This is a genomic window from Sphingobacterium sp. NGMCC 1.201703, from assembly GCF_047784615.1.
Classification (GTDB): Bacteria; Bacteroidota; Bacteroidia; order Sphingobacteriales; family Sphingobacteriaceae; genus Sphingobacterium.
Map to the genome: position 1 here is coordinate 200895 of NZ_JBLOHD010000002.1, position 25790 is coordinate 226684.

Annotated in this window: 25 protein-coding genes; 10 read left to right on the plus strand and 15 right to left on the minus strand. The window is 40.4% G+C overall.

Features of this window, described 5'->3' with window-relative positions:
* Nucleotides 1-249: 249 nt before the first annotated feature.
* Complete coding sequence (locus tag ACK8HY_RS06165; protein ID WP_416133095.1) at nucleotides 250-1290, plus strand: linear amide C-N hydrolase; 1041 nt, start codon at nucleotides 250-252, stop codon at nucleotides 1288-1290.
* Nucleotides 1291-1415: 125 nt separating this feature from the next.
* On the opposite strand, the gene ACK8HY_RS06170 is transcribed toward ACK8HY_RS06165, so the two are convergent.
* Complete coding sequence (locus ACK8HY_RS06170) at nucleotides 1416-2579, minus strand: P1 family peptidase (protein ID WP_416133096.1); 1164 nt, start codon at nucleotides 2577-2579, stop codon at nucleotides 1416-1418.
* 510 nt (nucleotides 2580-3089) lie between these two features.
* Here ACK8HY_RS06170 and ACK8HY_RS06175 point away from each other — a divergent pair.
* The gene (locus ACK8HY_RS06175) at nucleotides 3090-3338 is read left to right on the plus strand and encodes a hypothetical protein (protein ID WP_416133097.1); all 249 of its coding nucleotides are present in this window, start codon (nucleotides 3090-3092) and stop codon (nucleotides 3336-3338) included.
* Between the two features lie 236 nt (nucleotides 3339-3574).
* On the opposite strand, the gene ampC is transcribed toward ACK8HY_RS06175, so the two are convergent.
* From ampC to ACK8HY_RS06205, 6 genes are all read right to left on the minus strand, one after another.
* The gene (ampC, locus tag ACK8HY_RS06180; protein WP_416133098.1) at nucleotides 3575-4738 is read right to left on the minus strand and encodes a class C beta-lactamase; all 1164 of its coding nucleotides are present in this window, start codon (nucleotides 4736-4738) and stop codon (nucleotides 3575-3577) included.
* A 590-nt stretch (nucleotides 4739-5328) separates the two neighbouring features.
* Complete coding sequence (locus tag ACK8HY_RS06185) at nucleotides 5329-5496, minus strand: hypothetical protein (protein ID WP_416133099.1); 168 nt, start codon at nucleotides 5494-5496, stop codon at nucleotides 5329-5331.
* Complete coding sequence (locus ACK8HY_RS06190) at nucleotides 5483-5800, minus strand: hypothetical protein (protein ID WP_416133100.1); 318 nt, start codon at nucleotides 5798-5800, stop codon at nucleotides 5483-5485. Before ACK8HY_RS06190 ends, ACK8HY_RS06185 begins: the two co-directional genes overlap by 14 nt.
* A gap of 180 nt (nucleotides 5801-5980) precedes the next feature.
* On the minus strand, nucleotides 5981-6385 hold the full coding sequence (locus ACK8HY_RS06195; protein WP_416133101.1) for a DUF5675 family protein: 405 nt from the start codon (nucleotides 6383-6385) through the stop codon (nucleotides 5981-5983).
* On the minus strand, nucleotides 6382-6915 hold the full coding sequence (locus tag ACK8HY_RS06200; RefSeq protein WP_416133102.1) for a DUF6266 family protein: 534 nt from the start codon (nucleotides 6913-6915) through the stop codon (nucleotides 6382-6384). The genes ACK8HY_RS06195 and ACK8HY_RS06200 overlap by 4 nt, the downstream gene beginning before the upstream one ends.
* A gap of 50 nt (nucleotides 6916-6965) precedes the next feature.
* Entirely contained in the window at nucleotides 6966-7610 is a 645-nt protein-coding gene (locus ACK8HY_RS06205; protein ID WP_416133103.1) for a DUF6266 family protein, read from the minus strand.
* A 452-nt stretch (nucleotides 7611-8062) separates the two neighbouring features.
* Between ACK8HY_RS06205 and ACK8HY_RS06210 the strand changes: the two genes are divergently transcribed.
* Complete coding sequence (locus ACK8HY_RS06210; RefSeq protein WP_416133104.1) at nucleotides 8063-8515, plus strand: GNAT family N-acetyltransferase; 453 nt, start codon at nucleotides 8063-8065, stop codon at nucleotides 8513-8515.
* Between the two features lie 76 nt (nucleotides 8516-8591).
* Here ACK8HY_RS06210 and ACK8HY_RS06215 read toward each other — a convergent pair whose 3' ends face one another.
* The 4 genes from ACK8HY_RS06215 to ACK8HY_RS06230 form a co-directional block, all read right to left on the minus strand.
* Entirely contained in the window at nucleotides 8592-8906 is a 315-nt protein-coding gene (locus tag ACK8HY_RS06215; RefSeq protein ID WP_416133105.1) for a MerR family transcriptional regulator, read from the minus strand.
* A gap of 31 nt (nucleotides 8907-8937) precedes the next feature.
* Nucleotides 8938-9681 carry a LytR/AlgR family response regulator transcription factor gene (locus tag ACK8HY_RS06220; RefSeq protein ID WP_286592301.1) on the minus strand — a complete coding sequence of 248 codons (744 nt, stop codon included), beginning with the start codon at nucleotides 9679-9681 and terminating at the stop codon, nucleotides 8938-8940.
* 2 nt (nucleotides 9682-9683) lie between these two features.
* Nucleotides 9684-10490 carry a hypothetical protein gene (locus tag ACK8HY_RS06225; protein ID WP_416133106.1) on the minus strand — a complete coding sequence of 269 codons (807 nt, stop codon included), beginning with the start codon at nucleotides 10488-10490 and terminating at the stop codon, nucleotides 9684-9686.
* A 233-nt stretch (nucleotides 10491-10723) separates the two neighbouring features.
* Entirely contained in the window at nucleotides 10724-11662 is a 939-nt protein-coding gene (locus tag ACK8HY_RS06230) for a hypothetical protein (RefSeq protein ID WP_416133107.1), read from the minus strand.
* Between the two features lie 508 nt (nucleotides 11663-12170).
* Between ACK8HY_RS06230 and ACK8HY_RS06235 the strand changes: the two genes are divergently transcribed.
* Nucleotides 12171-12716, plus strand: coding sequence for a hypothetical protein (locus tag ACK8HY_RS06235; protein WP_416133108.1), 546 nt, complete (start codon nucleotides 12171-12173; stop codon nucleotides 12714-12716).
* Nucleotides 12717-13098: 382 nt separating this feature from the next.
* Nucleotides 13099-13467, plus strand: coding sequence for a hypothetical protein (locus ACK8HY_RS06240; protein WP_416133109.1), 369 nt, complete (start codon nucleotides 13099-13101; stop codon nucleotides 13465-13467).
* Between the two features lie 41 nt (nucleotides 13468-13508).
* On the opposite strand, the gene ACK8HY_RS06245 is transcribed toward ACK8HY_RS06240, so the two are convergent.
* The 4 genes from ACK8HY_RS06245 to ACK8HY_RS06260 are packed head-to-tail and all read right to left on the minus strand — an operon-like array spanning nucleotide 13509 to nucleotide 19956.
* On the minus strand, nucleotides 13509-14867 hold the full coding sequence (locus ACK8HY_RS06245; protein WP_416133110.1) for a RagB/SusD family nutrient uptake outer membrane protein: 1359 nt from the start codon (nucleotides 14865-14867) through the stop codon (nucleotides 13509-13511).
* Between the two features lie 7 nt (nucleotides 14868-14874).
* A complete protein-coding gene (locus tag ACK8HY_RS06250) occupies nucleotides 14875-18015 on the minus strand; it encodes a SusC/RagA family TonB-linked outer membrane protein (protein WP_416133111.1) in 3141 nt (1046 codons plus the stop codon).
* Nucleotides 18012-19565: a TlpA family protein disulfide reductase gene (locus ACK8HY_RS06255; protein ID WP_416133112.1), complete on the minus strand. Its 1554-nt coding sequence runs from the start codon at nucleotides 19563-19565 to the stop codon at nucleotides 18012-18014. The genes ACK8HY_RS06250 and ACK8HY_RS06255 overlap by 4 nt, the downstream gene beginning before the upstream one ends.
* 16 nt (nucleotides 19566-19581) lie before the next feature.
* A complete protein-coding gene (locus ACK8HY_RS06260; protein ID WP_416133113.1) occupies nucleotides 19582-19956 on the minus strand; it encodes a hypothetical protein in 375 nt (124 codons plus the stop codon).
* 1006 nt (nucleotides 19957-20962) lie between these two features.
* Here ACK8HY_RS06260 and ACK8HY_RS06265 point away from each other — a divergent pair.
* The 5 genes from ACK8HY_RS06265 (at nucleotide 20963) to ACK8HY_RS06285 (ending at nucleotide 25772) form a co-directional block, all read left to right on the plus strand.
* On the plus strand, nucleotides 20963-21478 hold the full coding sequence (locus tag ACK8HY_RS06265; RefSeq protein ID WP_416133114.1) for a helix-turn-helix domain-containing protein: 516 nt from the start codon (nucleotides 20963-20965) through the stop codon (nucleotides 21476-21478).
* Between the two features lie 250 nt (nucleotides 21479-21728).
* Nucleotides 21729-22148: a nuclear transport factor 2 family protein gene (locus ACK8HY_RS06270; protein WP_416133115.1), complete on the plus strand. Its 420-nt coding sequence runs from the start codon at nucleotides 21729-21731 to the stop codon at nucleotides 22146-22148.
* 32 nt (nucleotides 22149-22180) lie between these two features.
* The gene (locus ACK8HY_RS06275; RefSeq protein ID WP_416133116.1) at nucleotides 22181-22504 is read left to right on the plus strand and encodes a DUF1016 N-terminal domain-containing protein; all 324 of its coding nucleotides are present in this window, start codon (nucleotides 22181-22183) and stop codon (nucleotides 22502-22504) included.
* A gap of 864 nt (nucleotides 22505-23368) precedes the next feature.
* On the plus strand, nucleotides 23369-25477 hold the full coding sequence (locus tag ACK8HY_RS06280) for a hypothetical protein (protein ID WP_416133117.1): 2109 nt from the start codon (nucleotides 23369-23371) through the stop codon (nucleotides 25475-25477).
* Nucleotides 25464-25772, plus strand: coding sequence for a hypothetical protein (locus ACK8HY_RS06285; RefSeq protein WP_416133118.1), 309 nt, complete (start codon nucleotides 25464-25466; stop codon nucleotides 25770-25772). The genes ACK8HY_RS06280 and ACK8HY_RS06285 overlap by 14 nt, the downstream gene beginning before the upstream one ends.
* Nucleotides 25773-25790 lie beyond the last annotated feature (18 nt).

A 25790-nucleotide genomic window follows, 5' to 3' on the forward strand; every position in this document is an offset into this window, starting at 1 on the left:
TGACTGATACGACAAACAAAAAGAGGGGCAAATTAGTTATTAATGCAATAGTAATTATCCTAATTAACAGAAATAGATTTAAATAAGTTAAATGTAGCACTGATATCTCTATTTACACAAGTAATTATATATTGAGATGAACCATTGGTGGTTACCAGGAGCTCGGCATGGCGGGAGCAGTAGGCAAAGTGAGCTACAGAACTATGGACCAACGCAGTAATATATTTTTAACCCTATAAATTTAAGGAAATGAAAAGAATCTTAATTGTTTTAATGCTAGTTTTTTGTTTTGTCTATCGCAAAACCGATGCATGCACACGCGTTGTATATAAAGGCCCCAATCACACTGTACTTACCGCCAGAAGTATGGACTGGCGGGATGAAATACCCGTTAATTTGTGGGTATTTCCAAAAGGGATGAAACGAAATGGAGAAGTGGGTCCCCTTTCTGTCAAATGGACTTCAAAATATGGCAGTGTCATTGCCAGTGCCTGGGACATGGCCACTACCGATGGTTTGAATGAGGCTGGCCTTGTCGCCAATGTCCTTTGGCTAGCCGAGTCCCAATATCCTAAATTCGATCCAAAAGGACAGAAGCCCGGATTGACCATTGCCGCTTGGGCACAATATATATTAGACAACTATGCTTCGGTAGCAGAGGCCGTAGATGCTCTCAAAGGCGAACCATTCGTCTTAGTAAGCGACTATATTCCGGGCACAGAACGGTTTACGACACTGCATTTATCATTATCCGATAAATCTGGCGACAATGCCATATTTGAATACATCAACGGAAAGCTTGTGATACACCATGACCCGAAATATGTCGTGATGACAAACTCGCCTATCTTTGAAGAGCAGCTGGCGCTCAATAATTATTGGCGGGGGATTCCGGGCACCATCATGTTGCCTGGCACCAACCGTGCCGCAGACCGATTTGTGCGCGCTTCCTTTTATATTGATGCAATTCCACAGACTGATGATGTGAGGAAATCGGTTGCAAGTGTGTTTAGTGTAATTCGCAATTGTTCTGTTCCTTATGGAATTTCCTCCAAGGAAGAGCCCAATATCTCCACGACACGTTGGCGTTCTGTAGCAGATCATAAAGATTTGGTTTACTATTTTGAGACAGTAACCACACCGGGTACCTTTTGGATCAATCTAAAAGATCTGGATCTGAGCGAAAAAGGTCAGGTTCTTAAACTTGATGTGGAGCAGAACAAAACCTATACGGGATTGAGCAATGAACACCTAAAAAAAGTTGAACCTTTTAAATTTATGGGGCTATAATTCAATACGAATAGCAAAATAAGCTACCAGTTTGTTTCCTCGATAGCTAGCCGAATTAAGGGAAAATTTCACGAAAACGCATAAAAGTATTCAGTTGCCGACATAATCTCCTCCCTCCGCATCTCTTAAGGACTGCATGGAGCTATGTCGGCAATAAAATTGGATGCGGGCGAAAAGCTGGTATCCTTCGGAGGAATAGCCTTGTATTTTTTTACTAATTCTCGGAGTTTCTCTAATGGCAGTGCCTCAATTTCATGGCCCTGATATCCTTTCATGGTACTCGCCATAGTAAGCGAATTTAGTACGGCTTCTTCCGTAGCTTCAATAGCAGCCATAAACAATTGGGAGGTATAATCGTTATGTAAACTGGGTATATTGACTACAGGATTTTTGGGTTGATGCTGTATCCGCAGACCTGGATTTGTAGAGAAAGCAATGGCATATTCGCCACTCCCCTGTGCTGCAATTCCGCCTGTTCTTCCCAGTCCGATCATGGTTCTGGACGCCATTCGCTCTAGATTGCGATGATCCAAAGGAGCGTCTGTTGCGATCACAATCATACACGAACCGTCCACGTTATTGAGCAATTGATTGCTAAAAGAAAACTTCTTCAGTTCTTTTCCTACCGGGACGCCGTCCATCTGCAAAACGCCGCCATAATTTGTCTGTACCAATACCCCAACTGTATACCCGCCGAGACTCTGTGGCAATTTGCGCGATGAAGTACCGATTCCGCCTTTAAAGCCAAAACAAACAGTTCCTGTTCCAGCACCAACATTTCCTTCAACCACCGAATCAGCCGCCTGACGGATGGCATCTGCGACGTCCGATTCCTGCACATGCCTGCCGCGAATATCGTTTAGCCAGCCATCATTTACATCGCCCACGAGGGCATTGACAGATTGGATCTCTTCATTTCCCTTCTGCTGCAGTGTATAATTGATTACAGCACTGACAGCTGTACTCACATTTAATGTATTCGTTAATATGATCGGTGTTTCAATATTACCCAATTCCGTCACTTGCGTACTGCCGGCCAATTTCCCAAAGCCGTTTCCTACAAAGACGGCAGCAGGTACTTTTTCCTGATAGATATTGCCGCTATGTGGCAATATCGCGGTAACACCGGTCCTTACATTATCTCCCTTTATTACTGTTTTATGGCCCACCAACACGCCTTTCACATCTGTAATGCTGTTCTGCTTTCCGGGTGCTAGCACACCGGGCGTTAATCCCAATTGACGTATACGACGTTGCGCATGTGTATTTAGGCATAAAATAGTCAACATTGAAATGAAAAGGTACTTTAACATGGAGTTAGTGTATTTGAACTGAACATAATTCCCGAAGATAAAAAATAAAAATGATCTCAGTATTAGTGCTCCAATTCTTTCAGGTATTCGATCATGGCATCGAGGCTCTGCAGTAGCTTTTCACCCTCAAATCCCACCTTTCGGAAACGGATGTTCCCCTTTTTATCCAGGACCAATGTTGTCGGAATGGATATTATATCCAGCTTACTGCTGAGCTTTTTATCCTGATTGTAATAAAATGGAAAATCAATTTATGGTGGATTTCTAATAAAACCAGTAGAATAATGCAACCAAAGACCGCCTTTTGTTACATTTAATTTATTCGCAATCTGAATCACGATGGATAAATCGATCGCCGAACCTTCACACTTTAGACCCGGAACCCATAAAGAAGATCCATTTTCGTTCAATTGCAAGGATGTTGACAAGGCCATCAGCTAAACAAAGCAAAGCCTATTTCCTATTTTTTTCGTATCTTATCTCACTATGAAAATAGTAGACATCACAAAAGACACTTTAATCAATGCTCAGAAAGAAGGATTTACAGTATTAATCACCAAATTTAATTCAGATCCGTTAAACCCGACCTGGATTGTCGATAAGGTTGAAAACAGCAAAATAGAATCCAGCAAAAAAATGCTGAGCGAAAACTACCAACTATGCTATTCCATTAAAGAAGCTATTACGACGATCGATAGCCGCCCCTTTATCGGAAAATTACAGCTGAGCCATTAATATCTTTTGATCAATTTATAATTCAATACGCAATCGGACGAATGTATTGTTTCACTAAGCCCTTAGGCGGATTCATCACAACTGGATGATTGGTAAAATACACGCGCGAGAAAAGGCAGCCAGAGGTGGCTGCCTTTTCCGTATACATGCTTTTTTTTTGTCTCTGCCAACACTTTATTGAGCAATTCGGTCAGCTTAGTTAAGTCTTCGCCCCTTAGTCGGTGAGTAAAGCCGAATTATTTTACTTCCTTTTCTAAGTAAGAAAGCAGTTGATAAGCCAAATCGATGCGAACAGCATTCGGATAATTTTTATTGGCCAAGATAACGATACCGATTTTTTTGGCAGGTATGTACATGACATAACCACCAAAACCATTTGTCGAACCGGTTTTATTGATCAATACTTGAGTTTTTTCTTCCGCATGCGGTATAATTTCCTCCACTTTATTTGGCTGATAAATCATCTCATATGCATTCCCCTTTTGCAAGTGTCCCAACGTTACCGGATAGTCATACTGCTCCCAGATCAAATCTTGGGTCATGTTTGCGGTAGTGAAATACCCCGTATGACTTTTGCGGATCGCCGCAGCCACCGTCTTATCCACAGGTCCTACGCCCATATTTGCATCTACAAATTTAATCATATCTGCCGTACAGGATTTTACACCATATGCTTCATTGGCGAGCATAGCGGGATTGACACGTACAGGCTGATCGGTTTTATCGTAACCTTGCGCATACTGTTCCATTTTGGCCGCAGGTACCTCATAAAATGTATTCGACAGATGCAACTTATTAAGCACATGCTGTGTCATGGCCGCTGGGAAGGTCTGTTGAAATGCTTTGCCGGCAATTACGCCCAGCAGTCCGATACTGGGATTGGTATAGATCCGCTGGGTTCCCACTGCATAATCTGGTTTCCAGGATCTGTAGAAATCCATTAATTGCGTCTCATTTTGGACAGCATCAGGTAATTGTAAGTCGAATCCACCTGCGGTGTGCGTGCCTAGATGATAGAGATTGATATTGTCAAAAGCGCTATGCTTCAGTTGGGGCAGATATTGGCTAACCGGTTTGCTAAAATCAAGTTTACCCTCGACCTCAGCCAGGCAGGCCAATGTAGCAGTAAAAGTTTTGCTGATCGATCCGAGCTCAAATAAGGTCTGCTCAGAGACTGCTGTACCCTTTGCTTTTGAAGCCACGCCATAATTCAAAAAGGTATGCTTTCCGTTGACGCTTACGGCGATACTTAAACCCGAAATATGATTGCCATGCATCACCGGCCTTACGAGCGCATCGGCATAAGTCTGGAGATCTCCAGTCTTTCTCTCTTGCCCATTACCTCCTAAAAATGAGGAGATACAGGCCAGCAGTGTTGTAGCGATTTTAAAATTGTACATCGATCAAGAGTTTTATGTGATTACATGTATCTTAACATGTGTTGCAGTTACATGCTTCGGCAAAGATACTATTTTTTAATATCGTCACTTTACAAATACAACGTTTCGGCAATTCATTAACTGCACCACATCACCCAAGGATAGCTTGCGTTAAAAGTATAGGTGTTTCTGGCTTACTTTCTCGAGTAATTCCAAAAATAGACATTAAAACTTTTATCTGTTCTATTAAAGATTTGGCATTAGTATTATTGAATATTATTGTTTCGTTGGTATTTTGTCCAATAATACCGATTACTTTATAAAAATTCGTCATTTTCTAAGACTTTGTTCTGATAATAATGGCTAATAATTAAAAACACTGTTTTTATAGCCAACTTTTAATCATTTGATCAAAGATAGTTCTTTAAAAAAATATCAAAATACTTTAAAGAATAATTAAAACTGAATCGATAAAGGTCACTTTCCTACTTATTTTTTGTATCAAATAACGAGAAGATCGTCAGCGATCTCAAGAACGTTATATACTGGATTAGTATTGTTAAAAAAAGGAAGTACGGTTGTCCGTACTTCCGTAACAATACTGATGCAGATTACTTCTTCCGCACATATTTCCCCAGCAGTCGGCTAGTCGCAAAGCTCGCGATTGTACCCAGTGCAGCCATCAGCACCGTCTGTAGCACATCGCCCAGCGAAAGGCTTGCCCAGATGGAACAGATGGTACCACCAATGGCCGAGATACGGATATCATTCAGTTTCATTGACTTCGCTCCTTTCTCCGGTTCCAGCCCCATTGATCCTTACGTTTTGATCCGGAGCGTTCAGCTCTTTCATTGGCGGATCAGCCTGCTGTTCGGGTGAGGAATCCTGCACTGACCCTACCCCTTGATCAGCATCATCAGCTACTTCCTCCGGTGGATCCTTCTCTTTTTCCAGAACTGTCTCCAATACACCCAATCCCACAGCAATGTACTTTAAGATATTCACTGTCCTACCAGGCAGCTTAATAGGCGCCAGCAGAACCACCTGCAGCACCTGTCCGATTTTGTTTAAGATTTTTTTCATGTTACCAATTAAAATTGGCAGAATGAACGATCATCAGCATCATATTCCGACTGCAAATTGATGAAGTCCAAAGGCGTTAAGGATGAATTCTTGTCTGAACGAAGTGAGTTTGAATTCATTTAGCCATTGGGCAATAGCAATTGCACAAAGGAATAAAGCAATTGATCGTTCATCTGCTAATTATCGAATATTCAAATACACTTCATCCCCCATATCCCACAGACTATACACCAGTTCTTTAAGTTTTGCTAAAGCCTTACCACTGTAATCACCAGTCCCTTCACCAGTTAAGGTTGTAACTGGGGCTATACAGCCATGCAGTTCCCGCAATGCATTGTTAGCCGCATGGATCAGTATGGCTTCACGGCCCAGCACATTCGGGATGCCGATTTGCTCCCCATGTCTGGGGTAACGACGCTTTTGCAGTTTGTACTGACCTATCGGGATGCAGCTGATCCGAGGGATGTTATTTCGGTCTGGTAGTTCGATGGTATGGCAGATTTCTTCGCCTTGATAGCTGATGGTACCGTTAGTTCCATTTGCTCCATATTTCCGTTGGAGCAGCAGGATATGTTTTGTATTCATTTTGTTGAATAACCCAAATAATTTGATCGTGAATACTTTGTGCCCTTTCTGTTGCACAACAACAGATAGAGATGAAATCCATCCTCCCGAAAACCTTCAGGTATCGGAACGATAACTTTCCCTTCGCGACGTTGCCAGATCTGCTCATTGACAAAGGCATAGCCTTTTTCAACCTGATAGGCGCAGAGGGTCAGCCGATCGTCCGCTGTTAATAACCCCGCGTTACCATTGTCGTGTATTAGCTCAATACGATCGGCATACCGTCTCAGTTCGGGCACACTGACTCCGGGCAGCGCACCATCACTTAAGCGTACTAACGAGGGATCCACCACTGGCCCCTCTGCTTCGTGCTTTATTGCTACCTGAAGTGTATAGCCCAGCGCCAGCCCGGCAGGCAGAGATCTTTTTCGTTTCGCTGTTTCGGCATATCCTTTTCTGATCAATCCATTTAAGGGTACCAAAAAGGCCTGTCCGACCTTAAATGCAGCCCGTACACGCAGCTGAGCAGGACTTGCTGTTCTTTTAGTCATAATATAGCGTATAAATAGGCTGAGCCACATCAGCTCAGCCCCTATCTAAATTAGATTAGCTGTATCTCGCCCAGATACACACTTTTGGATACCTTGGTTTTCGATCGGTTGGACAAAAACAGCCAAGTATGTACACTACCCGTGGCCAAGTGCTCAGGCACCGTGAAGGTCACCGTACCCAATGCTCGTGTACTCGGTGCCGGTGTTGAGATAAACTCGTCCTTCTCGGGGTGGTAAGCCAGCACATAAACCATATCATCCGCAAAGGTTTCGAAAGTCTCGCTATCACCCGTACTCCAGGTAAACGTCAGCTCACCCGCATCGTAGGCGACAGCCACCGAGCCGCCTCCATACAAGCCACCATCAGCGATGCTGATCTTTGCATAGTCGAGCGAATAGTTGGGATAAACACCCGTGATTGCCCGGTCCAGATTAAATTGAAATGCCGCATTGATCGGTGTCAATTTTTCTGTATTTTTACGGCCGAAGCCGATCTTCAAAAAGAAGTTGATGGGAAGCAAAAAGCGCATCAGCGTCTTGAATTTTTCCTGTTGCATCATCTGTGCTTCCGATGCGGGCTTTGATCTTTTTTTATAAAGCCCTTTAATGTAGTTGATACTCTTCCAACTACTTCCGATTATGGAGCCGGCTTTACCCTTAAAGCCTCCATTAGCTCCGTTTACAATAGTTCCCATGTGTTAAAAATCAATCTTTTGCGTACCGGTACATCTGATTGACATAGCAAACATAAAACACTTTAAATCAACAACAAATAGGACTAAACCAGTAGACTGATTGCTGACCGATAGGCTTCGTAAACTTGACCGATAATAGACCGGACCCTACTTAAAATAGACTTCCTTGTGATGCTAATAAGGTCAAAAAAGACTACATTTTTAAACTAATTTTGTCGATACTCACAGGCTCTCAACCCCTGATTATCTCTCGATCATTTATTGATTAACTTCTACCCTTAATCGTATTTTTTGCGGTCCGGCTTCGGGTGGGGATGCAATTTATTCCGATGAATACCCGAAGCCAATTCGATGCTGACTGCCGCGGAGCTGGGAGTTGGTCAGGAGAAAGTCCGAAGAAGGTTGGGCAATCGGATGAATAATGGTAGCTTTGAAACCCTTAAAATTGAAAAATGGAAATAAGACGATACCTTCCCTCTGATCTGACACAGATCAGCCAGCTATTTTATGATACAGTGCATACGGTCAATGCAGCAGACTACAGTAAGGAGCAGCTGGATGTATGGGCGACAGGCAAGCTTGATCTGGTTGCCTGGAACGAATCCTTTTTGGCCCACTTTACCCTCGTTGCAGTCTTGAATAATGGAATAGTCGGATTTGGCGATATCACTACCAAAGGCTACATCGACCGACTTTATGTGCACAAAGACTATCAAGGACAGGGTATTGCCACTACGCTATGCAATGCGTTGGAAAATGCGATCGAGATCGATCAATTCACCACCCACGCTTCGATTACGGCAAAGCCCTTTTTCGAGCGCCGCGGATATCGGGTGATCCGTGCGCAACAGGTCAGCCGAAACGGTGTGGAGCTGACAAACTATGTGATGGAAAAAAATAAATAAAAAACGTCTCTCCAGTAAGAGAGACGCCCGAAGAAAGTAATCCGCGTACAGGTAAAAATCAATTGATCGAGCGGTACTATAGACCGCGGTAGCTATTGCGCAAGCGATCTACATCCACATCCCGGTAGTAGCGTTTGTTGCGCTCACGTTTGGCTACGCAGATATAACCATCCCGCTGCAAGCGATAGAGTGTCTCGGTGGAGATGCCGACATGTGCTTTGACATATTCCGCATCGCGAAGTATGACATTCTCTGCTTCTAGCTGCTCCCGTAGGGCTAGATAATTCGCCAGCTGGCGCTTTACCGCCAATAGTTCCAGCAAGATCAATTTGTGGGCATGGGACTGCCCGGGGCTTATGGAAAAGCCCCTGAGGTACTGATTTTTACGCATACATATATATTTAGGGTTTATAAAAGACGGGTTATTCAGCTGGTTTCCTCATTCCTGCAATATTTTTCCGGCGCGACCGACTGATCGGAAGGCTAACTTTTTCACCTTCGGTGAGCCACAGCTTGGCACCATCAATATCTTTGACAAATTTAAAGTTGACAATGTATCCCCGATGGATACGCGCATAATAAGAAAGGGGCATATTTTCTTCGATCTCCTCCATGGTGATTCTGCAGATCAGCCGCTCGTTGCGGGTCACGATCTCCACATAGTTGTCTATGCTCTGGATATAGATAATATCTTGGTAGTGCAAGACTCGTTTACTACGGGAGTCTTTCACTTCATACACATAGTATTGGCGCTGTACTTCTGGAGCAATTATAATTGGCATACCTAGTCGTTTAAGGCATTTATTCAATGCCAAGAATACAGCTTCAAAGCTGACATTTTTCATGAGGTAATCGCAGGCATCCAATTTGTAGCTATCGAGGGCGAATTCAACATAAGCCGTGACAAAGACCAGCGCAGGTCGCATGTGCTGCGGCAAGATCTTGTAGAGCTCAAATCCCGAAAGCGCAGGCATCTGTATATCTAAAAAGAGTATATCGACCTTATTGCGCATCAGGTAGTTGAGCGCCTCTTTTCCATCCTCAAACACCTTTATATCTTCAAAATCACCTATTTTGTGAATATCTTTTAATTTTAAGATCTGCTCTACCACCCGATTGGCGTCCGTTCTGTCATCATCGACCACGACAATACTATATTTAGGCATAATTAATTCATAAATTTTAACTCCACCACAAAATACTTTTCCTCCTCAATCCGATACGCAAGATTTACGCGGTCTTCTTTCAAAGGTTCAAAAAGACGATTGACCAGTTCTAGTCCCTTGCCAGTTCCTTTGTTCTTATTTTCGCTCGCAATCCGATTGCGTACCATAAAAATGGTGGCATCCTTCTCTCGGATCCACTCTATAACAATAGGAATAGCTCTACCAATCGGGCTGTAGGAAACCGCATTTTCAATCCAAGTCATCAGCGAAAGTGCAGGGACAGACCTGTTCCAAATATGACTTGGGACAAGCTCCTCGCCTTTGATCTCTATGGTCCGATGTGTGCACATACCCATCAATTGTTTCAGATATTCCCATTCCTCAATCAAACCTACCCTAGGATTATGTGCGGCAATTTTATTGATAACGTATTGAAAGAAATCCAGCACTTTAAGATCAAAAACAATTTTCTTCTTCGCTGCAAACTGATAAAGTTTAAACAAAAAATGTCCAGACAGCAGCGCATGATCAGCAATATCTTTTACGGCGAGCTGAAGTTCATCTATTTTCATTATTTTCTCTCTCTTCTGCCACAAAACAGTATCGAGCGAGAGGAAAAGCAACACAAATGCAAGCCCACGAACGATTTTAATAAATAGCTTTTGCGCATCCCCATCCGTCCAGGGGAAATAGAACACCACGCCATGTACAGTCAGAAAACTATAATAGTACCATTTTACGATGGGATAAACCATTACAATCAGTACAACTCCGGGCACCAGTACAAACCAGAGTCGATATTTCTGCAATCGTATGATATGGAAAATTATAAAACTGACACTAAAATAAAATACATATGGAATTATGAACAGTATAAAAATGTTTAGTGGGTGATTTAGCCATAAATTTTTGAATAGGATCCCCAACAGTAAGCCAAACAATGTGACTCCGACTAAGTATCTATAACGCAATTTATTATTAAAAAAAGTAAGGTTTAGTGATAAAGCTTTCATATCTGAATTGGTCAAGTTATTAACCCAAATTAACTAATATTATCTTTATTAGCAATAATTTCATAGAAAAGCTTTCGTGACAAATCAAATAGATAACCTTTATCCGCAAAGGAAAAAGGAACCATATAGCTGCCCTGACACCTTGCATCAATACCAGCCCGCTGGTCAAATCCCTTATAATGGTGCATCAGACCCCAGTTTTCCCAGGCTGTCCAATCCTGCTGCATCATTGCATGAAAGTATTCCTGCAGTTTGGTAAAGGCATTTAAGAGCGCCATCGGATTATTCTTGTCCGCAGGTGTTAAGACGGTGAGCGGATCACCGACTTGCCAGGTTGGTCCGGTATGATGAAGTTTTGGACTTAGATGAATGGCGTATACAGGTAGTCCTATTCGATGTGCAAGCTTGAGTAGGTTACTACGCCAATAAAAGTAGCTTGCACCGAAAGAGACTCGAAGTCGGCCATGCTCCCTGTTACTTCCGTTGTTACCGGCTGATTCATTCGCATCTAAGAATACTAGGATCAGTCGACTCTTGGAAATGGCCTGAAGTATCTTGCGTATGACCATTGCGTTACTCGCTTCCAGACATTCGAGCCTATCGGCTGGCAAGCCCATAGCAGCGAGATCAAGTGCATATCGCGTACGCTCTCTGTCCAGCACTGAAGCCGAGACGACTATGGTAAGTCGGTACCCAGCAGCGACCAGAGAACGTGGCAAAAGGCGATATGGGCCATAATGAAATGTAAATACGATGCTGCCGGGTAAAGAGGCTAGCTCAACGTTAGGAGATTGATGCAGGATATTTTCAAAAGGAAAATCTCGATTCATTAGGGCAAACCGTTGGCGATGATCTTTCCACCGTTGATAACCGGCCTCCAGTTCGACCGCAGACTTATCCGGATAAAAGCCTTGTACATTAGCCATCCACAGCAGACATTGCAATTCTTCTTTTTTTTGATTGTTCATGCAGTTTTAGTTTAATATGGCCCAGGTGATTTAGAATCACCTGACGCCATTGTTTAACGATTAAGGCCTATAAAGATCCTGGCCAACACTTATCATCTTCCAGATCGCCCAATATCGGGTCTTCACCCACGATCTCAAAAACTGTGTACCCGGCGAAAAGATCAGTTACTGTTGTCTGCAATTCATTTTCCATGTTAAATTCATTTTGTTGACTCGAAAGATGCAGGTCGAATCTATCCTGCTCTATCGTACGATATATTTATCAATGATCAGCTGATAAACAAATTTGCAACAAGCAACGGGAAAAAAGCAAGTCGGGGGAAATAGAGCAAAAAAACGGCACTGAACTGAAAAGTTGATGACGACAAGGGTTTAAAATACCAATCACCCCTACTATATGCTGTTCACCCCTCAAATAGGTCATCTATCCCTCAAATAATAAATAATTAATCAAATGTTTAAATTGCATGTTCCTTTTTTATGATAAAATGCCAACATAAACTAAACAATGAAAAAAAGTAAAGAAGACCTACTCGATCCCTTTTTTGGGGATATTCATCCGCAATGGCAAAATGAAATCCCTGAGCTGTCAGCCGTATTTGAAGAAGAACGATTTATCAGGAGTGAGCAGCTGATCAATGACTGGGGCGATCTGTATCTAATTGTGGATGGGATCTTTGGTAAGTATGAGAAAACCTGTCCTGTACGCTATGCCATTGCTGGCGAATCGCTGATGATCCCCAACCATCGGCACGCTTATCAATTTACCGCCCTGAGCGATTGCCGCGCCTATCGCACCTCCCTCAAACAATTGGAGGAGATTAATGATCGCAATCCCAAAGTTTTTTACCTCTACGCCAACCTTAAGGAAAGGCAGCAGAGCTATCTCGATTACAGGCACAAGCTTTTGTCGCTCCATAATCAAGATAAATATGATTTTATCTTTAATAAATACCCCGACATACTTTCGCATATTACACAAAAGGAGCTCGCAAAGTTTATGGGCATCAGCATGGAACTGTTGCGCCGGATATTCAGGGACAGGGAGTATTAGGGCTCCAATTTTTTGATTTTTGAATACCAATATTTTGGATTTCAGCATACAAATCATAGTGCTCCAAATACCAAAATATAACGCGTATTGCTTTAGAACTTTGTAATAGCAGGTCGGATATAGCAGATCAATGCCATTCAACTTAATCGAAGAAAGTAACATGTACCGGTAAAACGCTATCCGAAATGCCCCATTAAAAACAAAATTATGAAACAATACAAAAGAAAATTTGCCCTCTTCCCGAGTATCAAGGTTAGCCAATTTCTAGGAATTTGGTAGCCAAATAGGAGAAAGCTTCGTGATGACAAGTTCGAAGAGCCAAAAATATAAACTTGTCACATAGCTCAATTATTTATTAAAAGCACTAAGTGCAGAGAAAATTATGATTACATTAAAAAATACGCGACTACTTGTCGCCACATTATTCGCACTATTTGTAGGAGCATTTTTCGTTGTTAAAGCAATGAACCAACCAGAAGATAAAAAGTCTGAAATTGTTAACAGTCAAAATCAGTTGACAGAAATGACCTGGTACTATCAATTAAACAGTACCAATCCGGCTGATATTAACAATCCAGCCAACTATGCGCTTACTAAACCTGACGAGGACGTCACATGTGGTTCTGGTCCAATTGTCTGTGAAATTCAGGATACCGCAAATCCATCGAATAGTTCGCAGCCAGCACTATCGCATGGTAACGTGAGCGATAATCCAGATGATTACGACAGAACGTTAAGAACAGCATTTTAAACGCAAGAGCCGGGTAATAAAAATTGCCCGGCTCTTTTGTTCTATCTCGGATTTTGCGGCATCCCCGTAATTTCGATAATCTCAGCAGGAAGCGGCAGCGCATAGCGGTTATCATTCCGCTGCAAAGACACTTTTTTCCCTCCTACATCCCGCATCGGAATAATCGTTTCCTGATCAATCTTATTCAATCGCTTGATATCCGACCACCTTGAATCGCGCATGATGAATTCTTTGCGCCTCTCATCGAGCGTAAGTTTAAGCAATTCATGCTGACTTTTTTCAGCGAGTGTAGGTACATATCCTTCGGCATACCTGTTTTTTAGAAATACAGCGAGATATTCTTTGGCTTCTTCTACCTTATTTAATCGAACTAATGCTTCAATGGCATTTAAATAAGCGTCTGCAATGGTCAAGCCCATAAATAGTCCCCGCGAGCCTACGTACGAGCCTTTAAAATAATAGCTTCCATCTTTATTTATTTCAAAAAACAGCTTTTTGCGAAGATCATGCTGACTATAAGATGCATACAGTGTTGTATCAATCTTGCAATATTTTTTATCAAGCAAAGTATAAGCACCTCCGGCTACTATAAAGACAATTTCCTCTTCAGAGCCGATAAATGGATAGCGCTCTGTTGCCTTGTAGGTCTTCATATCTTTTAGTTTGCTATTGATGGAGAGTGCTTTTTTGGCGTAGTCAAGTGACTTTTCAAAATCTTGCATATGCTGATAAATGGAGGAAAGCAAGACATACGCAGCCTGAACAGAAGGTAGATGCCGATTGCTCTGTTCTATCGGCAATAGCTTTTCGGCCATATATAGGTCATCTAAAATCTGCTGATAACAGACTTTGGCCGAAGCCCGCTCGGATGGGACATTAAAATCATCTGTCAAGCGCAAAGGAATGCCCAGATCTGTTGCTGCCCCTTCCTTATCATAAGCTTTTGAAAATAACCCCACTAATTTGTAAAAGCCAAAAGCACGAAAGAAATAGGCCTTTCCTTTAACTTCTTCTGCCCGCTTGTTTTGTACAGACCAAGCCGTTATTTTATTCAACCTAGTCAGCACATGATTACTATAATAAATGGTCTTGTAATAATCCAACCATGCGCTTAGCGAGTTTTGAAAAAAGATTTCAGGGCCCCAACCATAAATCTCCCGGTCGACGATATCCATAGATTCCCAGCTGGCTTTATCCAGATAATAATTGTCAGCCGAAGCCTCACCCAGCCCCATAACATAGTAATTCATGACTTGGGTGCTATTCAATAGCGCATCCAGATCATCCAGATTGTCAGCTTCCTTTAAGTTTGCGTCTACTTTTTCATCCAGAAATTTATTGCATGATAGGATCTGTACACAAAACAACAAACCCAATATAAAATATAATGTTTTCATCATTGTCGTATTAATAAGTTAATCTTACACCTACTGCCAGTAGCTTCTGCGGCTTTAGCTGTTCAAAGTAATCCGGGTCGATACCTTTTTTATTCTTTTTCCAGATAAGCCCTAAGTTGGTAGCATTACAGAATAGCCGCCCCGAAAACTTGTTTTTCACCGAAAATCTGTAAGCGAGGCTAACATTTTGTAGCCTAATGTGACTTGCACTTTCAACCAATACCGACGAGTTTTCATAGAATGAATTGCGCTGACTGTCATTTGGATAAAGGAATGCTGGAATATCGGTTTTGTATTCATCTCCTGCTACTTTCCATCGCTTTTCAAAATCCCCACTTCCCGCTCCCAAGGCGGCCATAGCAATCAATTCACCATAATTGAGTGACCTCCGCCGGAATACATGTCCAAATTTATACAGTAAACTAGCGGAAACATCAAAATTGCCAATTGTTAAAGCTGGATTAAAATAACCTGAATATTTGGGTACCACTGATCCCTTATATTCCAATACAGACTTGTCCTGCAATCTTATCTGCTGATAATCTATTGAAACCTCCCCTGCAAGTTCTCCAAGTGGATTACCATCCCCATCGAGCCCAAGCCATTTGTAAGCCAGGATAGAATACACCGGATAGCCTATCTGACCGTTGACAGAAGAGCCATTGCTTAAAAACTGATAGGCATAGTCACCTTCAAAATGGTAGTCAGTGACCTTGCTGCTGTTTACGTTAACCATCAACTGTGGGCTGAAAGACAATTTATTGCCGAAAGGAATATTGGCATTTAGTCGGATATCTAGCCCCTCACCTTTCATTGCCGCTATATTGCGCATGACACCTTTGCTTGGAATAGCCGTATAGTCAACCGGAGCAGTTCCAAATAGGTCATCGCCCCATTTGACGTAATAATCCAGCGAGCCACTCAGTTTGTTACCGAAGATAGCAAAGTCAAGACCTGTGTTCCATGTTGTATTGCGTTCCCAGCGTAAGTTGGGATTACTATATTGTCCTATAATAGCCCGTGGCAGATTGGTATACTGATCTGGTTTCATATAGCGTATCGTCGTGATCGCCGAACGAGACTGATCCACATTTCCGCTCACACCATAAGAACCACGGAGGCTCAACGAATTGATCCAACCTACCCCAAAGAATTGCTCGTCCGACAAATTCCACTTATATCCTGCAGACCAGAGCGGCTGCCAGCGTTCATTAGTCTCCACACCAAATAGGTTGGAGGCATCACGGCGCACACTTCCTGTGAGGATATACCTGCTTTTGTAAGCAATCGAAGCATTCGCATATTGCGACATAAAGCGATCGGTCCGCAAAGTTTTACCATCGTTATAAGGCAGATAAATAGTTGACTTATTGATAAAATGCCGATATGGATTTAAATAATCTACCTTAGCGAGCGTATACGTATTGGGGTCAAATCCGTAAAACCTATTGGTCACATTTTCATTCGTCGTGTTACGCCATTCGGCGCCAAGCAATGCTGTCACCAAAAAATCGCGCCATTCTTTACGATATGACAATCCAGCCCGAAGGTCATATGACTTTTTTGATCCCATAGCCTGATCTATTATCCCACCGTTGGGAATCCCGGAAGAGGCCGTACCGTTTTTATAGTCAATCTGTGTATAGCGGTTTATCAGATCACGCACCATATAGCTGTCCGCATCGTACGTAGACTTATTCTCCGTTGATATGTATTGATACCTGTAGCTACCCTGTAGATTGAGCCCATCTGCCAGCTTAATATCAGCGCCCAAATTGGCCAATACCATATTGGATAGTATCGTGCTGCGTTGCTTTTGGTATTCGTTTAGAGGATATTCAAACCAATCTTTCATCAGCCCACTACCGACAGTATCGAGATAGCCAACCCGATAGTCCGCATGCCGTAGGGCGCTCCCATCGGTGTCGGCCAACATGATATAAGGCCTGGTGCCAATAGCACTATAAGCTTTCTTTCCCGAGGTCGCCCTTTCGTTGACATATTGGATATCGGAAGAGATTTTGATCCGCGGATGCAATTCTATTTCCACAAAACTACGCAACAGGCTTCGCTTGGACTTTTCATTCAATGTACCGACATTATCGTCCAGACGAGCCGATAGTTGATAGCGCAACTGACTAGCACCACCTTCAAAACTCAAATTATGATTTTGATTTACTGACGTGCCATACATATAGCGCGCATAATCATCTCTGACATCCAGTGTCCGAAGTCTTTCGATCTCCCGCTCATGATCTGCGGCATTCCCAAGGCCATCACGAATGGCAATCAGGCGCTCTACCACAGGAGATAGATAAGGCATCGTATAGGAGTTTTCATTATTTTTGTAATATCCCTTCTCAAATAAGAAGCGTTCGAGATCGATCAGGCCCGACGAAGATATTTGATTAGGATAATATAGATCAGGCTTGCTCTGAAACTGTATAGCACTTGTCAGATTTATTTTGTTGGCCATCTTGTAACGGCCTTTTTTTGTGGTAATGACAACGACACCGTTCCCTGCTCGCGCACCCCATATCGCTGCAGCCGCAGCATCCTTCAAGATGGTGATATCTGCAATATCCTCTGGATTGATCCAATTGAGGTCACCCTCAAAAGGGAAGTTATCCAAGACAATCAATGGCAGATTACTATTGTTAATGCTGCTAAGCCCACGAATAGTCATCGCCCGCCGATCAGATCCCTTATCGAACAAGATTGGAGAGTTGCCTTCCAATTTTTGAAAAATATTGGTTCCAAAAATATCCTGCGTACGGTCAAGCGCTATTTTATCTACCGCCCCGGTTGATATACGCTGTTCTATCTTTTGATATCCAGTGTTGATGACAACCTCCTCAAGCACATTGTCCAACTTTTTGAGATCGACTATATTGCCATTCTGTACCTGTGCAAGCGAAAGTACTCGCTTTACATAGTTTAGATGAGAAAACACCAAGCTGTCAACCTTTACAGTTGTGGGCAAGCTGAGATACCCATCCATATCCGTTTTCCCAATAAAGTCTTTCCCTGATACACTTACTTCACTTATGGGAGCAGCAGATTGTTGGTCGACAACACGAATGCGAATTGTTTGACTACTTACTTTTGTTAAGGTACATAGTATCCATATAAATAAGAATGTGATTCTCATAATCCCCTCCTTTCCGTTACCTGAATAATGGGCTGCTTGCGCAATTCCTGTTTCAATTCATAGCCAGACTCCGCCAGAGCCTTGAGCAGATAACCAGGCTCCTGCAGCCTAGCCTCATCAATAGACACACTATCTTGTGATCTTATGGTACTTCCTATTGTATAAATTGGTCCTCTTGGCTTATCTATCGGCTGATAATTAAGCTGACGCACTAAGTCTGAAAAAGACAGCTTACTGCCTTTATTTTCTTTCGTTTTATTTCGTCGTGTAGGATGGATCACCCTGCAAAGCACTTCACGCACCGTCATCTGGAAATCATAGCCTTTTGCATTGAGCAAGGCGATCATCGCATTTTTTTTCATTTCGGACTTTCGCATCGCCAGTGGAGCCACAGACTCTACACCAACCGCATATTTTGCGAGCCATTGATTTAGCGGGAGCTCCTGCTCTTGACCATAGTAATTAAATTGATTTTCATTTTTCACATCAAGAAAAATACGATTGTGCCAATAGCTATCGAGCAGCTCATACATGGCCAGCTGAAGGCTTTTATTCGTAATCAGAATACGTTGGTTTTGTTCATTCTTTTTATACGAGGTAATCCCATGCAGCCCTACTATCGGGCCCAGCACAGTAATACGGGCAAGCGTTGCATTTTGAAAGGCTATATTACCCTGCTCTGCGATCTCCTTTTTGGGGTCATAATCAAGAATATCAGCTTTAACCAACTCCTTTCCATAGGTACCATCTTTTAGCGTCTGCATTGTTTGCTGATGGAGTATCTCCGGCTGCGCAATTGCCAATACCTTATTATCTTTTAAAACAACAATATGAGGAAGGATGCGATGTGGAAAATACTTTTTTAGGATCTTATCCGCTACGATTGTAGGAAAATTGAGTACGAAACGGTTATTGAATTTGCTAACCTCGGCATTATCTTGATAAGTAACACCTATAAAAGCAATATCGTTATCTTTGTAGGCGTCAGAAGCCATGTACTTTTTAATTGATCCGATACAGGATCCACACCAGGTAGCCCAAAAATCCAATATAATCAGCTTTTTGCTTTTCAGCTCTCGCAATTGCAGCTCTTGTGAACCTGACGGATCATACATGGTATTGAATACCAGATCCCATAATTCTTGAGGGATCTGATCACCAATTTTTAGAGGTGCAATTTTTAAGAGCCCATCGGCCCCGCTGTCCTTGCGGGGCGTCTGAGCCGATAAACTAAACATATGAAACAAACATGCCAGAATAAGCAGGGCATGTTTGTTCTTCAATGCCTTTGAAAGACAAATAATAGCATTGAAAATTAAAAAGTATAGATTCAGCGATAACTGTATCACACCCTTTAGGCTCCTCGGCGTCGGTACAGGGGTACATGCCGACATCATCTGCCTCAAGCTATATACTATACAATTGAAAAGGTAATTTTTACCCCATTCGAATTGAACTTTTTTTAAATTATTTTTTTCAGCGCCGTTTAAGGACGCCAGATATGCTACCTTATCCAATAAGGCAGACATCAGATTTGATCTGTTTGTCATCTGCTTATTGTTAAGGTTAGTCTACTATTCGTCCAAAGAATTCGTGGATCCGCTTGGTGATCTCCAGCTCATCCAGGCTAAAACCTGTTGTCTCAGCGTTTGAAAAATCTAATTTGCTCATGTCCACATAATCTTTATGCACGTGGAAATAAGCAATCAGTACAGCTAATAGATCGAAACCGAAAACCTGCTTTTGGCAGAGTTCTAATACATTTTCATTGGGCCAACGGTCTGCTGATTTCTTAAGTAATAAAGAAATGGTATTCTGAATGGTACGGATATCATACTTTTTCCAAAAATAAACGATCTTATCCGTGGGATCATAATCTTGATCGTGTACTTGGTATATGGCTAGTTCTAAAGCTAGCACATTTGAATATTTTTGATTCATTTTTAAGGTTCATAAAGATGACTTTGGCAATGTCCTTTCGTTTGAATCGGACATACCTTCCCCTATTGCAAAAAATTTTGCATTCCAAAGAGGTGTCATTGCAGGGAATTCTTAGTCCTTGCTGGTGTCACAAATTAAGAATAAACAAAATCCCGCAAAGCACCTCAAAACAATTACAAAGCATTGGTTAGGGGGGTATTATGGCGCTTCCTGTCGGGAAAGATAAAAAACCGACCTGTATTTTATAGAAAAACTATACACAAATTTCTTTATTTATTTGGCAAAATAAAAATTAAACGCTAATTTTAAGTTGTTCAGGCTCGATAGAGCAATTAACTTTATTATTAACCAGATCAAAAAGGGATGTTGTATACAGACAGATCGGAAAACCTCGGACAAGGGAGTACTTATTTGTATCCTATCGGCATATTACAAACCTGCGATAGCAGCCCTCTCCTGTTTTGGTTTTTAGTGATTTAAATAATCTATCCAGGCGAACGAATAACGTTCTTTATGGGAATAGTGTGTGAAAACCAATGGTTTACCTCCTGGAGGTAACGTGTGGTGTTTTTTGGGGGGTCTAATCGTTTCATAATCATTCATTTTGGTTATCAAACGATGTCTAGAGTGCCGCAAAGGAGATCAATTAGTTTTTTATAAACCAATGGGCGAACCTTGCTGCTTTCTGGCTGAGGGAAACCGGCAGGAAACCCTCGTAGTTTAACCTACTCGAGATTTATCTACTTTACCTCCAAAAAGACTGATACAAAGTTCGCCCCATCGGCTATATAATATCGTAAAGATAAAAAATAATCCGATAGAAATTGGCGAACTCGCAGTCTTCTCGCAGGTAAAATTTGCCGGTTTTCTCAGACGAGAGACATCGTTACACAGGAATTAATCCTTGTTTAAAAGTCGCTTTAACAATAACTTAAACAAATATAAAAAGACAAATCAACAAATGCAAATTATACATTAATTAATTAATAAATATCAGCAAAAAAACATGGAGAAAGAGAAGAAATCGGAACGGATAAAATCTCCGGAATACAGAATATTTATTGGAAAAAATTTGCGGGAGCAAAGAATAAATGAAGGATATACCCTCAATGACGTTCAAGAAATGACTGAAATTCCAATCAATACATTGGTAGGAATAGAAAAAGGGCAAGTTACGAATATAGATTATTATGTAGAATACGGAAAAGCTGTAAAGTATCCTTTAGCCACTCTAACTCAAGCGGAAATAAAAATGCAATCCGCTAAGGAACTTCCCAAAGAACGGCTTAAAGCAATAAAGCTTACAAAGGAAATACGAGTAAATATTATATTAACTGGCTTCTTATCGGTTGGAAAGGGATCACAACAGATTAAAGAAGAATTGGAAAGACTAAAAGTAATACCTAAGGATACAATCACAACAAGCGAAATTGCGGGGGTCATGAGAAATTTAAAAGCAGATGATATTGTCAAAATCGAAAGCAGGTCTGGCAATAAAAACACTTATATAATAAAGAAATAATTGCTGTCATGAACCTCTTGTATCCGTTTTAAGATGAAGCAATTTGAGATGTTATAATTTATCTATTGTGAATAAGATACAATAGTAACGTAGAAATGAATTGACAATTAAAAAAATTTAATGAAACTGATGAAAAAGATTCGCAACCCAAAATGGCAACCTAATGCGCGCTTTCTCCTCGCATCTGTATTTTCAGATTTTAAACAGGCAACCTCAAAGAGAAATAAAGCATTCATCAATTAGCAATTAAATGGAAAATCAAATACCAAAACTTACAAGCGCATCCTTCTTAAATGAAAGAACGGAAATGGTTTTCCGATATGTGGAGGCTTATAATCAGATGGATCTGGAAAATATGACTGCAAATTTTGCTGATGAAATCATTTTCCTAAACGTCATGAACGGCGAAAACACTATGGAATTGCGGGGAATTGAAGAATTCAAGAAACAAGCCATCGAAGCTCTCTCCTATTTCACTAAAAGAGAGCAGTCCATCGAGACGATGACTCATAAATACAATTCTACTGAGATCGTAATTAGTTACAAAGCTATCGCGGCAATGGATTTTCCGAATGGGTTGAAAAAAGGTGATGAGATCACCTTAAAAGGCAAGTCTGTTTTTGAGTTTTCAGAGGATGGGAAGATAAGTAGGTTGACAGATATAGCGTAGTGATTAAAAAGAATAAAAGACATTATTAAGAAATGGAAGATGCTCTGATCAACAATAACTCAAAAGGAATTCAAATTGGTCAGTCCCTGACTGACCAATTACAACGTGCTGACTACAAGGCAAATTCAATTCATCAGTCGATGACTGATGAATTGAAACAAGCGTTTCAACACCTTATAAAACACGGGCCCCTAACAGATCCTTTCGAAATTTTATCAAAGATTTCTTTTACTCACTTCGTACAACTCCTCCCAATTCAAAATTTAGAAAAGCGCGCATTTTATGAGTTAGATTGTATTAGGCAAGCATGGAGCGTCAGCGAATTGAAAAGACAAATCGACCACGCTATATTATGAGAAAAGTGGGATAAGCAAGAAACCTTATAAATTATTACGTGTGCAAGGTATCGCATATGGTAGGGAAAATTAAGAATCCCCTAACCTTGGTTTTGGAGATCTCGGCCCACTTTAAGAAATTTTATAGACATGAATTACGTTATCATAACAGAAAACGACCGAACTGCCACTCCATGATACATCGACGCAAAAATCGAACACTAAGTTTGGAAGAGTTGATTCTATTGCTAAAAACTAAAACGGTCAATTAATCTCTTATGGTTATTTAGGCTAAAAAGGCATAATTAAGATTGTTATAATAAATGAATGATGATCTGGGCTTGATAAATATTCTAGTACTTTGATTTTAACGAGTTCTAGCATGAATCGCACCTCAAAATGTCATAAAAAGCCATAGCAAATTTATTGTGGCAGAATCATGGCTGTAATTTGCCATAGGCATAATAAAACAATAGGCGGTTTTTATAAATCGCCTATTTTTTTTTATATCTTACACGTGACAGAGCCATTTTTTGCGCACGGCCTTTGCGGACAAAAAATGCTTCGTAACATTCATTAATGACCTAAGATTATAGGATTGATAAACCCTCGTCCTTACATTAAAATGCATATTATTAATTGCTGATAAGAATATTTAAGTGTTTGTTATTTTTAATCAGTCGAATCTTGATTAGGAGTGTTTGTTAGTTTCACCTATTTGATTTTTAGCGGTAAATTTTGCATATTTGGTATATCTGTTATTGACCAAGCATAAAAATTATAAACCTTAGTTCTTCGTCAATATATTTAATGGACACAATATCGTAGGATGACAAGACTCAAAATATAGGAATGCGAATCGACATACATACACATACAAAAAAAGTGAAACAAGGTGATTCTGAATATCGGAATATCAATGCTGATAGGTTTTCGGATATTATTAAGGAAACAGATGTGAAAATTTTGGCTATAACTAACCATAATCATTTTGACCACGACCAATATATTGAATTCAAAAATAAAGTTGATGGAGTTTGTCAAATATGGCCAGGTGTAGAATTTGATATTCTCGAAGAAGGAAGAAGAGCGCATTTGATTATTATTGTAAATCCCAAAAATTCGCAAGCATTTAATAATAAGGTTGAAAAAGTTATAGGGAATTTATCCGCCGATACCTTTGCAATTAGTATTGATGATGTTGTAAGCCAATTCGACAATCTTGATGCGATTTTTATTGCACACTACCATTCAAAAAAGCCAAACTTAACAGATACTGATGTAGAGAAGCTTGTGAGTTTGGTTTCAAATCAAAAAAGAGTTTTAAAAGAGGCATCGAATTCAATTTCAGCAGGTATCTACATAAACCATGGACACAATTCCATACATGGATCAGATGTTCATAATTGGAATGAATATGGAAATACTGCTAAAAATCTGCCTGAATTGAGACTTCCTGTCGAGAGTTTTGAACAGTTTTGTTTATTGTTAGATAAAGATGATGCTACTATAAAAACAATTCTTGATAAAAAAACCAAAGAAACTATCCAAATAAATCCGTTTGGAATTGCCCAGCTAATAAATATTGATATTTATAATGATATCAATATACTTTTTGGTTCCAAAGGGACAGGTAAAACGGAAATTTTAAGAGCACTTTCTAATTACTATAATGGCATTGGTTTTAAAACAGATGTTTACGAGTCAAATGCTAAAAGACTTGACGTAGTTTTTGATTTGAAAGGAAATCAATATAATATTGATACAGACAGTTTAGGTATTGATAATTGTGCTGCTGAATTTGCTTCTATAAAAAACGCAGCAGAGAAAAACGTCACGAGCCTATCAGCATATACACGCTATTATTCTGCGGAGGCAACTAATAAAATATCTAAAAACATCAAGATTGACAAGTTTACTCAACTTGATGAAAATTCGTCTAAAAGGAGTTTTGAAGAAATCAAAGATAACTTAAATGAAATCCGTGAGTTTAAGGAATACTTTAATAGTGATACAAAATTACAAGCTGTTATTGGGGATGAACTTTTCCAAGAATTAGCTGGTGTCCTTTCAAAAATCATAGACAAGGTTAATTCGGAATCGGAAAAGAGACTTATTGACTACAAAAGCATAAGTTTATTCAATAACCTTATAAAACTATTTGTAACTGAAATTTCAAGAAAAACAGGACAACCTGAAAAACCTATAAAGGCTGGATTTTATGAATATGCAAGCAATCGAATTGCAATTGAGAAAGACGTTAGAAAAATTATTGAAAACATTTCTAAAACCATTGAACCACAAATTGAATATGTAGGCGATTTGGGTGAAAAAGGGAAATTGTATTGCACCACCAATCTAATTTTTCAAGATGGTAAAATAACAGATAGCAAATATAAGCATATTGCAAGCGCAACTAAGATTCCTCAGAAATTGGTTGCTGCACAAATTGAAATTATCCAAAGGCATATATATTCTAACGCATTATTTGAAAAAATTGCCGAGCTTAAAAACATTGAAAGTTCAGAAACTGTAAATTCAATTGACGATTTACTTCTTTTTTACAGGCATTTTACTTTAAACGACCTAGCCTATATACCATCAAATGGAGAATCTTCAATGGTTCTTTTGCATAATGAATTATTGAAAGACAAAGAAATATATCTAATTGACGAACCGGAAAAAAGTTTAGGTAACGATTATATAAGTGAAGTAATTGTGCCGTTAATTAAGGAAAGGGCAAGAAGTGGCAAAAGAGTAATTATTGCAACTCACGACGCAAATATTGCTGTAAGGACGTTGCCATACAACTCAATTTATAGAGAACACGATGTTAACGGCTACTACACATATTCAGGAAACCCGTTTTCCAACAGCTTAGTCTGTAATTCAGGACAAAAACCTAACTTAGATTGGAAATTAATTAGCATGAAAACTTTAGAGGGTGGGAAATCTGCTTTCGGTGAAAGAGGTAAAATATATGGAAACTCATAACGCAACTATTGACAGAAAAGAATTAAGTGCAACATTAAGGCTTGCACTCGGAGAAACTGTGTTAGACATAGTTTTGACTGAAGACAGACCTAATGATGTAAAGAGTGTATTCAACAAGTTATTGGAACAACTTAAAAAGGGGGAATTTGAATTCAACTTGACTGACGATAAAGAAGATCTGTATCACCACATTTGCAAAGAATACATAACTCAACTTAATGCAGAACTAAAAAGTACATATAGTGAGTTACAGGACAATGGGTTAATACAACTGAATGACAAAGACTGTGCATAACAAAATTTGCTACGCATT

Coding starts and splice junctions, on each gene's coding strand:
- ACK8HY_RS06195 (WP_416133101.1), bottom strand. CDS start 6,385: ATGAATACAAAACATATCCTGCTGCTCCAACGGAAATATGGAGCAAAT.
- ACK8HY_RS06220 (WP_286592301.1), bottom strand. CDS start 9,681: ATGCCTAAATATAGTATTGTCGTGGTCGATGATGACAGAACGGACGCC.
- ACK8HY_RS06235 (WP_416133108.1), top strand. CDS start 12,171: ATGAAAAAAAGTAAAGAAGACCTACTCGATCCCTTTTTTGGGGATATT.
- ACK8HY_RS06260 (WP_416133113.1), bottom strand. CDS start 19,956: ATGAATCAAAAATATTCAAATGTGCTAGCTTTAGAACTAGCCATATAC.
- ACK8HY_RS06285 (WP_416133118.1), top strand. CDS start 25,464: ATGGAAACTCATAACGCAACTATTGACAGAAAAGAATTAAGTGCAACA.
- ACK8HY_RS06200 (WP_416133102.1), bottom strand. CDS start 6,915: ATGACTAAAAGAACAGCAAGTCCTGCTCAGCTGCGTGTACGGGCTGCA.
- ACK8HY_RS06165 (WP_416133095.1), top strand. CDS start 250: ATGAAAAGAATCTTAATTGTTTTAATGCTAGTTTTTTGTTTTGTCTAT.
- ACK8HY_RS06250 (WP_416133111.1), bottom strand. CDS start 18,015: ATGAGAATCACATTCTTATTTATATGGATACTATGTACCTTAACAAAA.
- ACK8HY_RS06215 (WP_416133105.1), bottom strand. CDS start 8,906: ATGCGTAAAAATCAGTACCTCAGGGGCTTTTCCATAAGCCCCGGGCAG.
- ACK8HY_RS06240 (WP_416133109.1), top strand. CDS start 13,099: ATGATTACATTAAAAAATACGCGACTACTTGTCGCCACATTATTCGCA.
- ACK8HY_RS06255 (WP_416133112.1), bottom strand. CDS start 19,565: ATGACAAACAGATCAAATCTGATGTCTGCCTTATTGGATAAGGTAGCA.
- ACK8HY_RS06270 (WP_416133115.1), top strand. CDS start 21,729: ATGGAAAATCAAATACCAAAACTTACAAGCGCATCCTTCTTAAATGAA.
- ACK8HY_RS06230 (WP_416133107.1), bottom strand. CDS start 11,662: ATGAACAATCAAAAAAAAGAAGAATTGCAATGTCTGCTGTGGATGGCT.
- ACK8HY_RS06175 (WP_416133097.1), top strand. CDS start 3,090: ATGAAAATAGTAGACATCACAAAAGACACTTTAATCAATGCTCAGAAA.
- ACK8HY_RS06205 (WP_416133103.1), bottom strand. CDS start 7,610: ATGGGAACTATTGTAAACGGAGCTAATGGAGGCTTTAAGGGTAAAGCC.
- ACK8HY_RS06185 (WP_416133099.1), bottom strand. CDS start 5,496: ATGAAACTGAATGATATCCGTATCTCGGCCATTGGTGGTACCATCTGT.
- ampC (WP_416133098.1), bottom strand. CDS start 4,738: ATGTACAATTTTAAAATCGCTACAACACTGCTGGCCTGTATCTCCTCA.
- ACK8HY_RS06170 (WP_416133096.1), bottom strand. CDS start 2,579: ATGTTGACTATTTTATGCCTAAATACACATGCGCAACGTCGTATACGT.
- ACK8HY_RS06245 (WP_416133110.1), bottom strand. CDS start 14,867: ATGATGAAAACATTATATTTTATATTGGGTTTGTTGTTTTGTGTACAG.
- ACK8HY_RS06265 (WP_416133114.1), top strand. CDS start 20,963: ATGGAGAAAGAGAAGAAATCGGAACGGATAAAATCTCCGGAATACAGA.
- ACK8HY_RS06190 (WP_416133100.1), bottom strand. CDS start 5,800: ATGAAAAAAATCTTAAACAAAATCGGACAGGTGCTGCAGGTGGTTCTG.
- ACK8HY_RS06210 (WP_416133104.1), top strand. CDS start 8,063: ATGGAAATAAGACGATACCTTCCCTCTGATCTGACACAGATCAGCCAG.
- ACK8HY_RS06275 (WP_416133116.1), top strand. CDS start 22,181: ATGGAAGATGCTCTGATCAACAATAACTCAAAAGGAATTCAAATTGGT.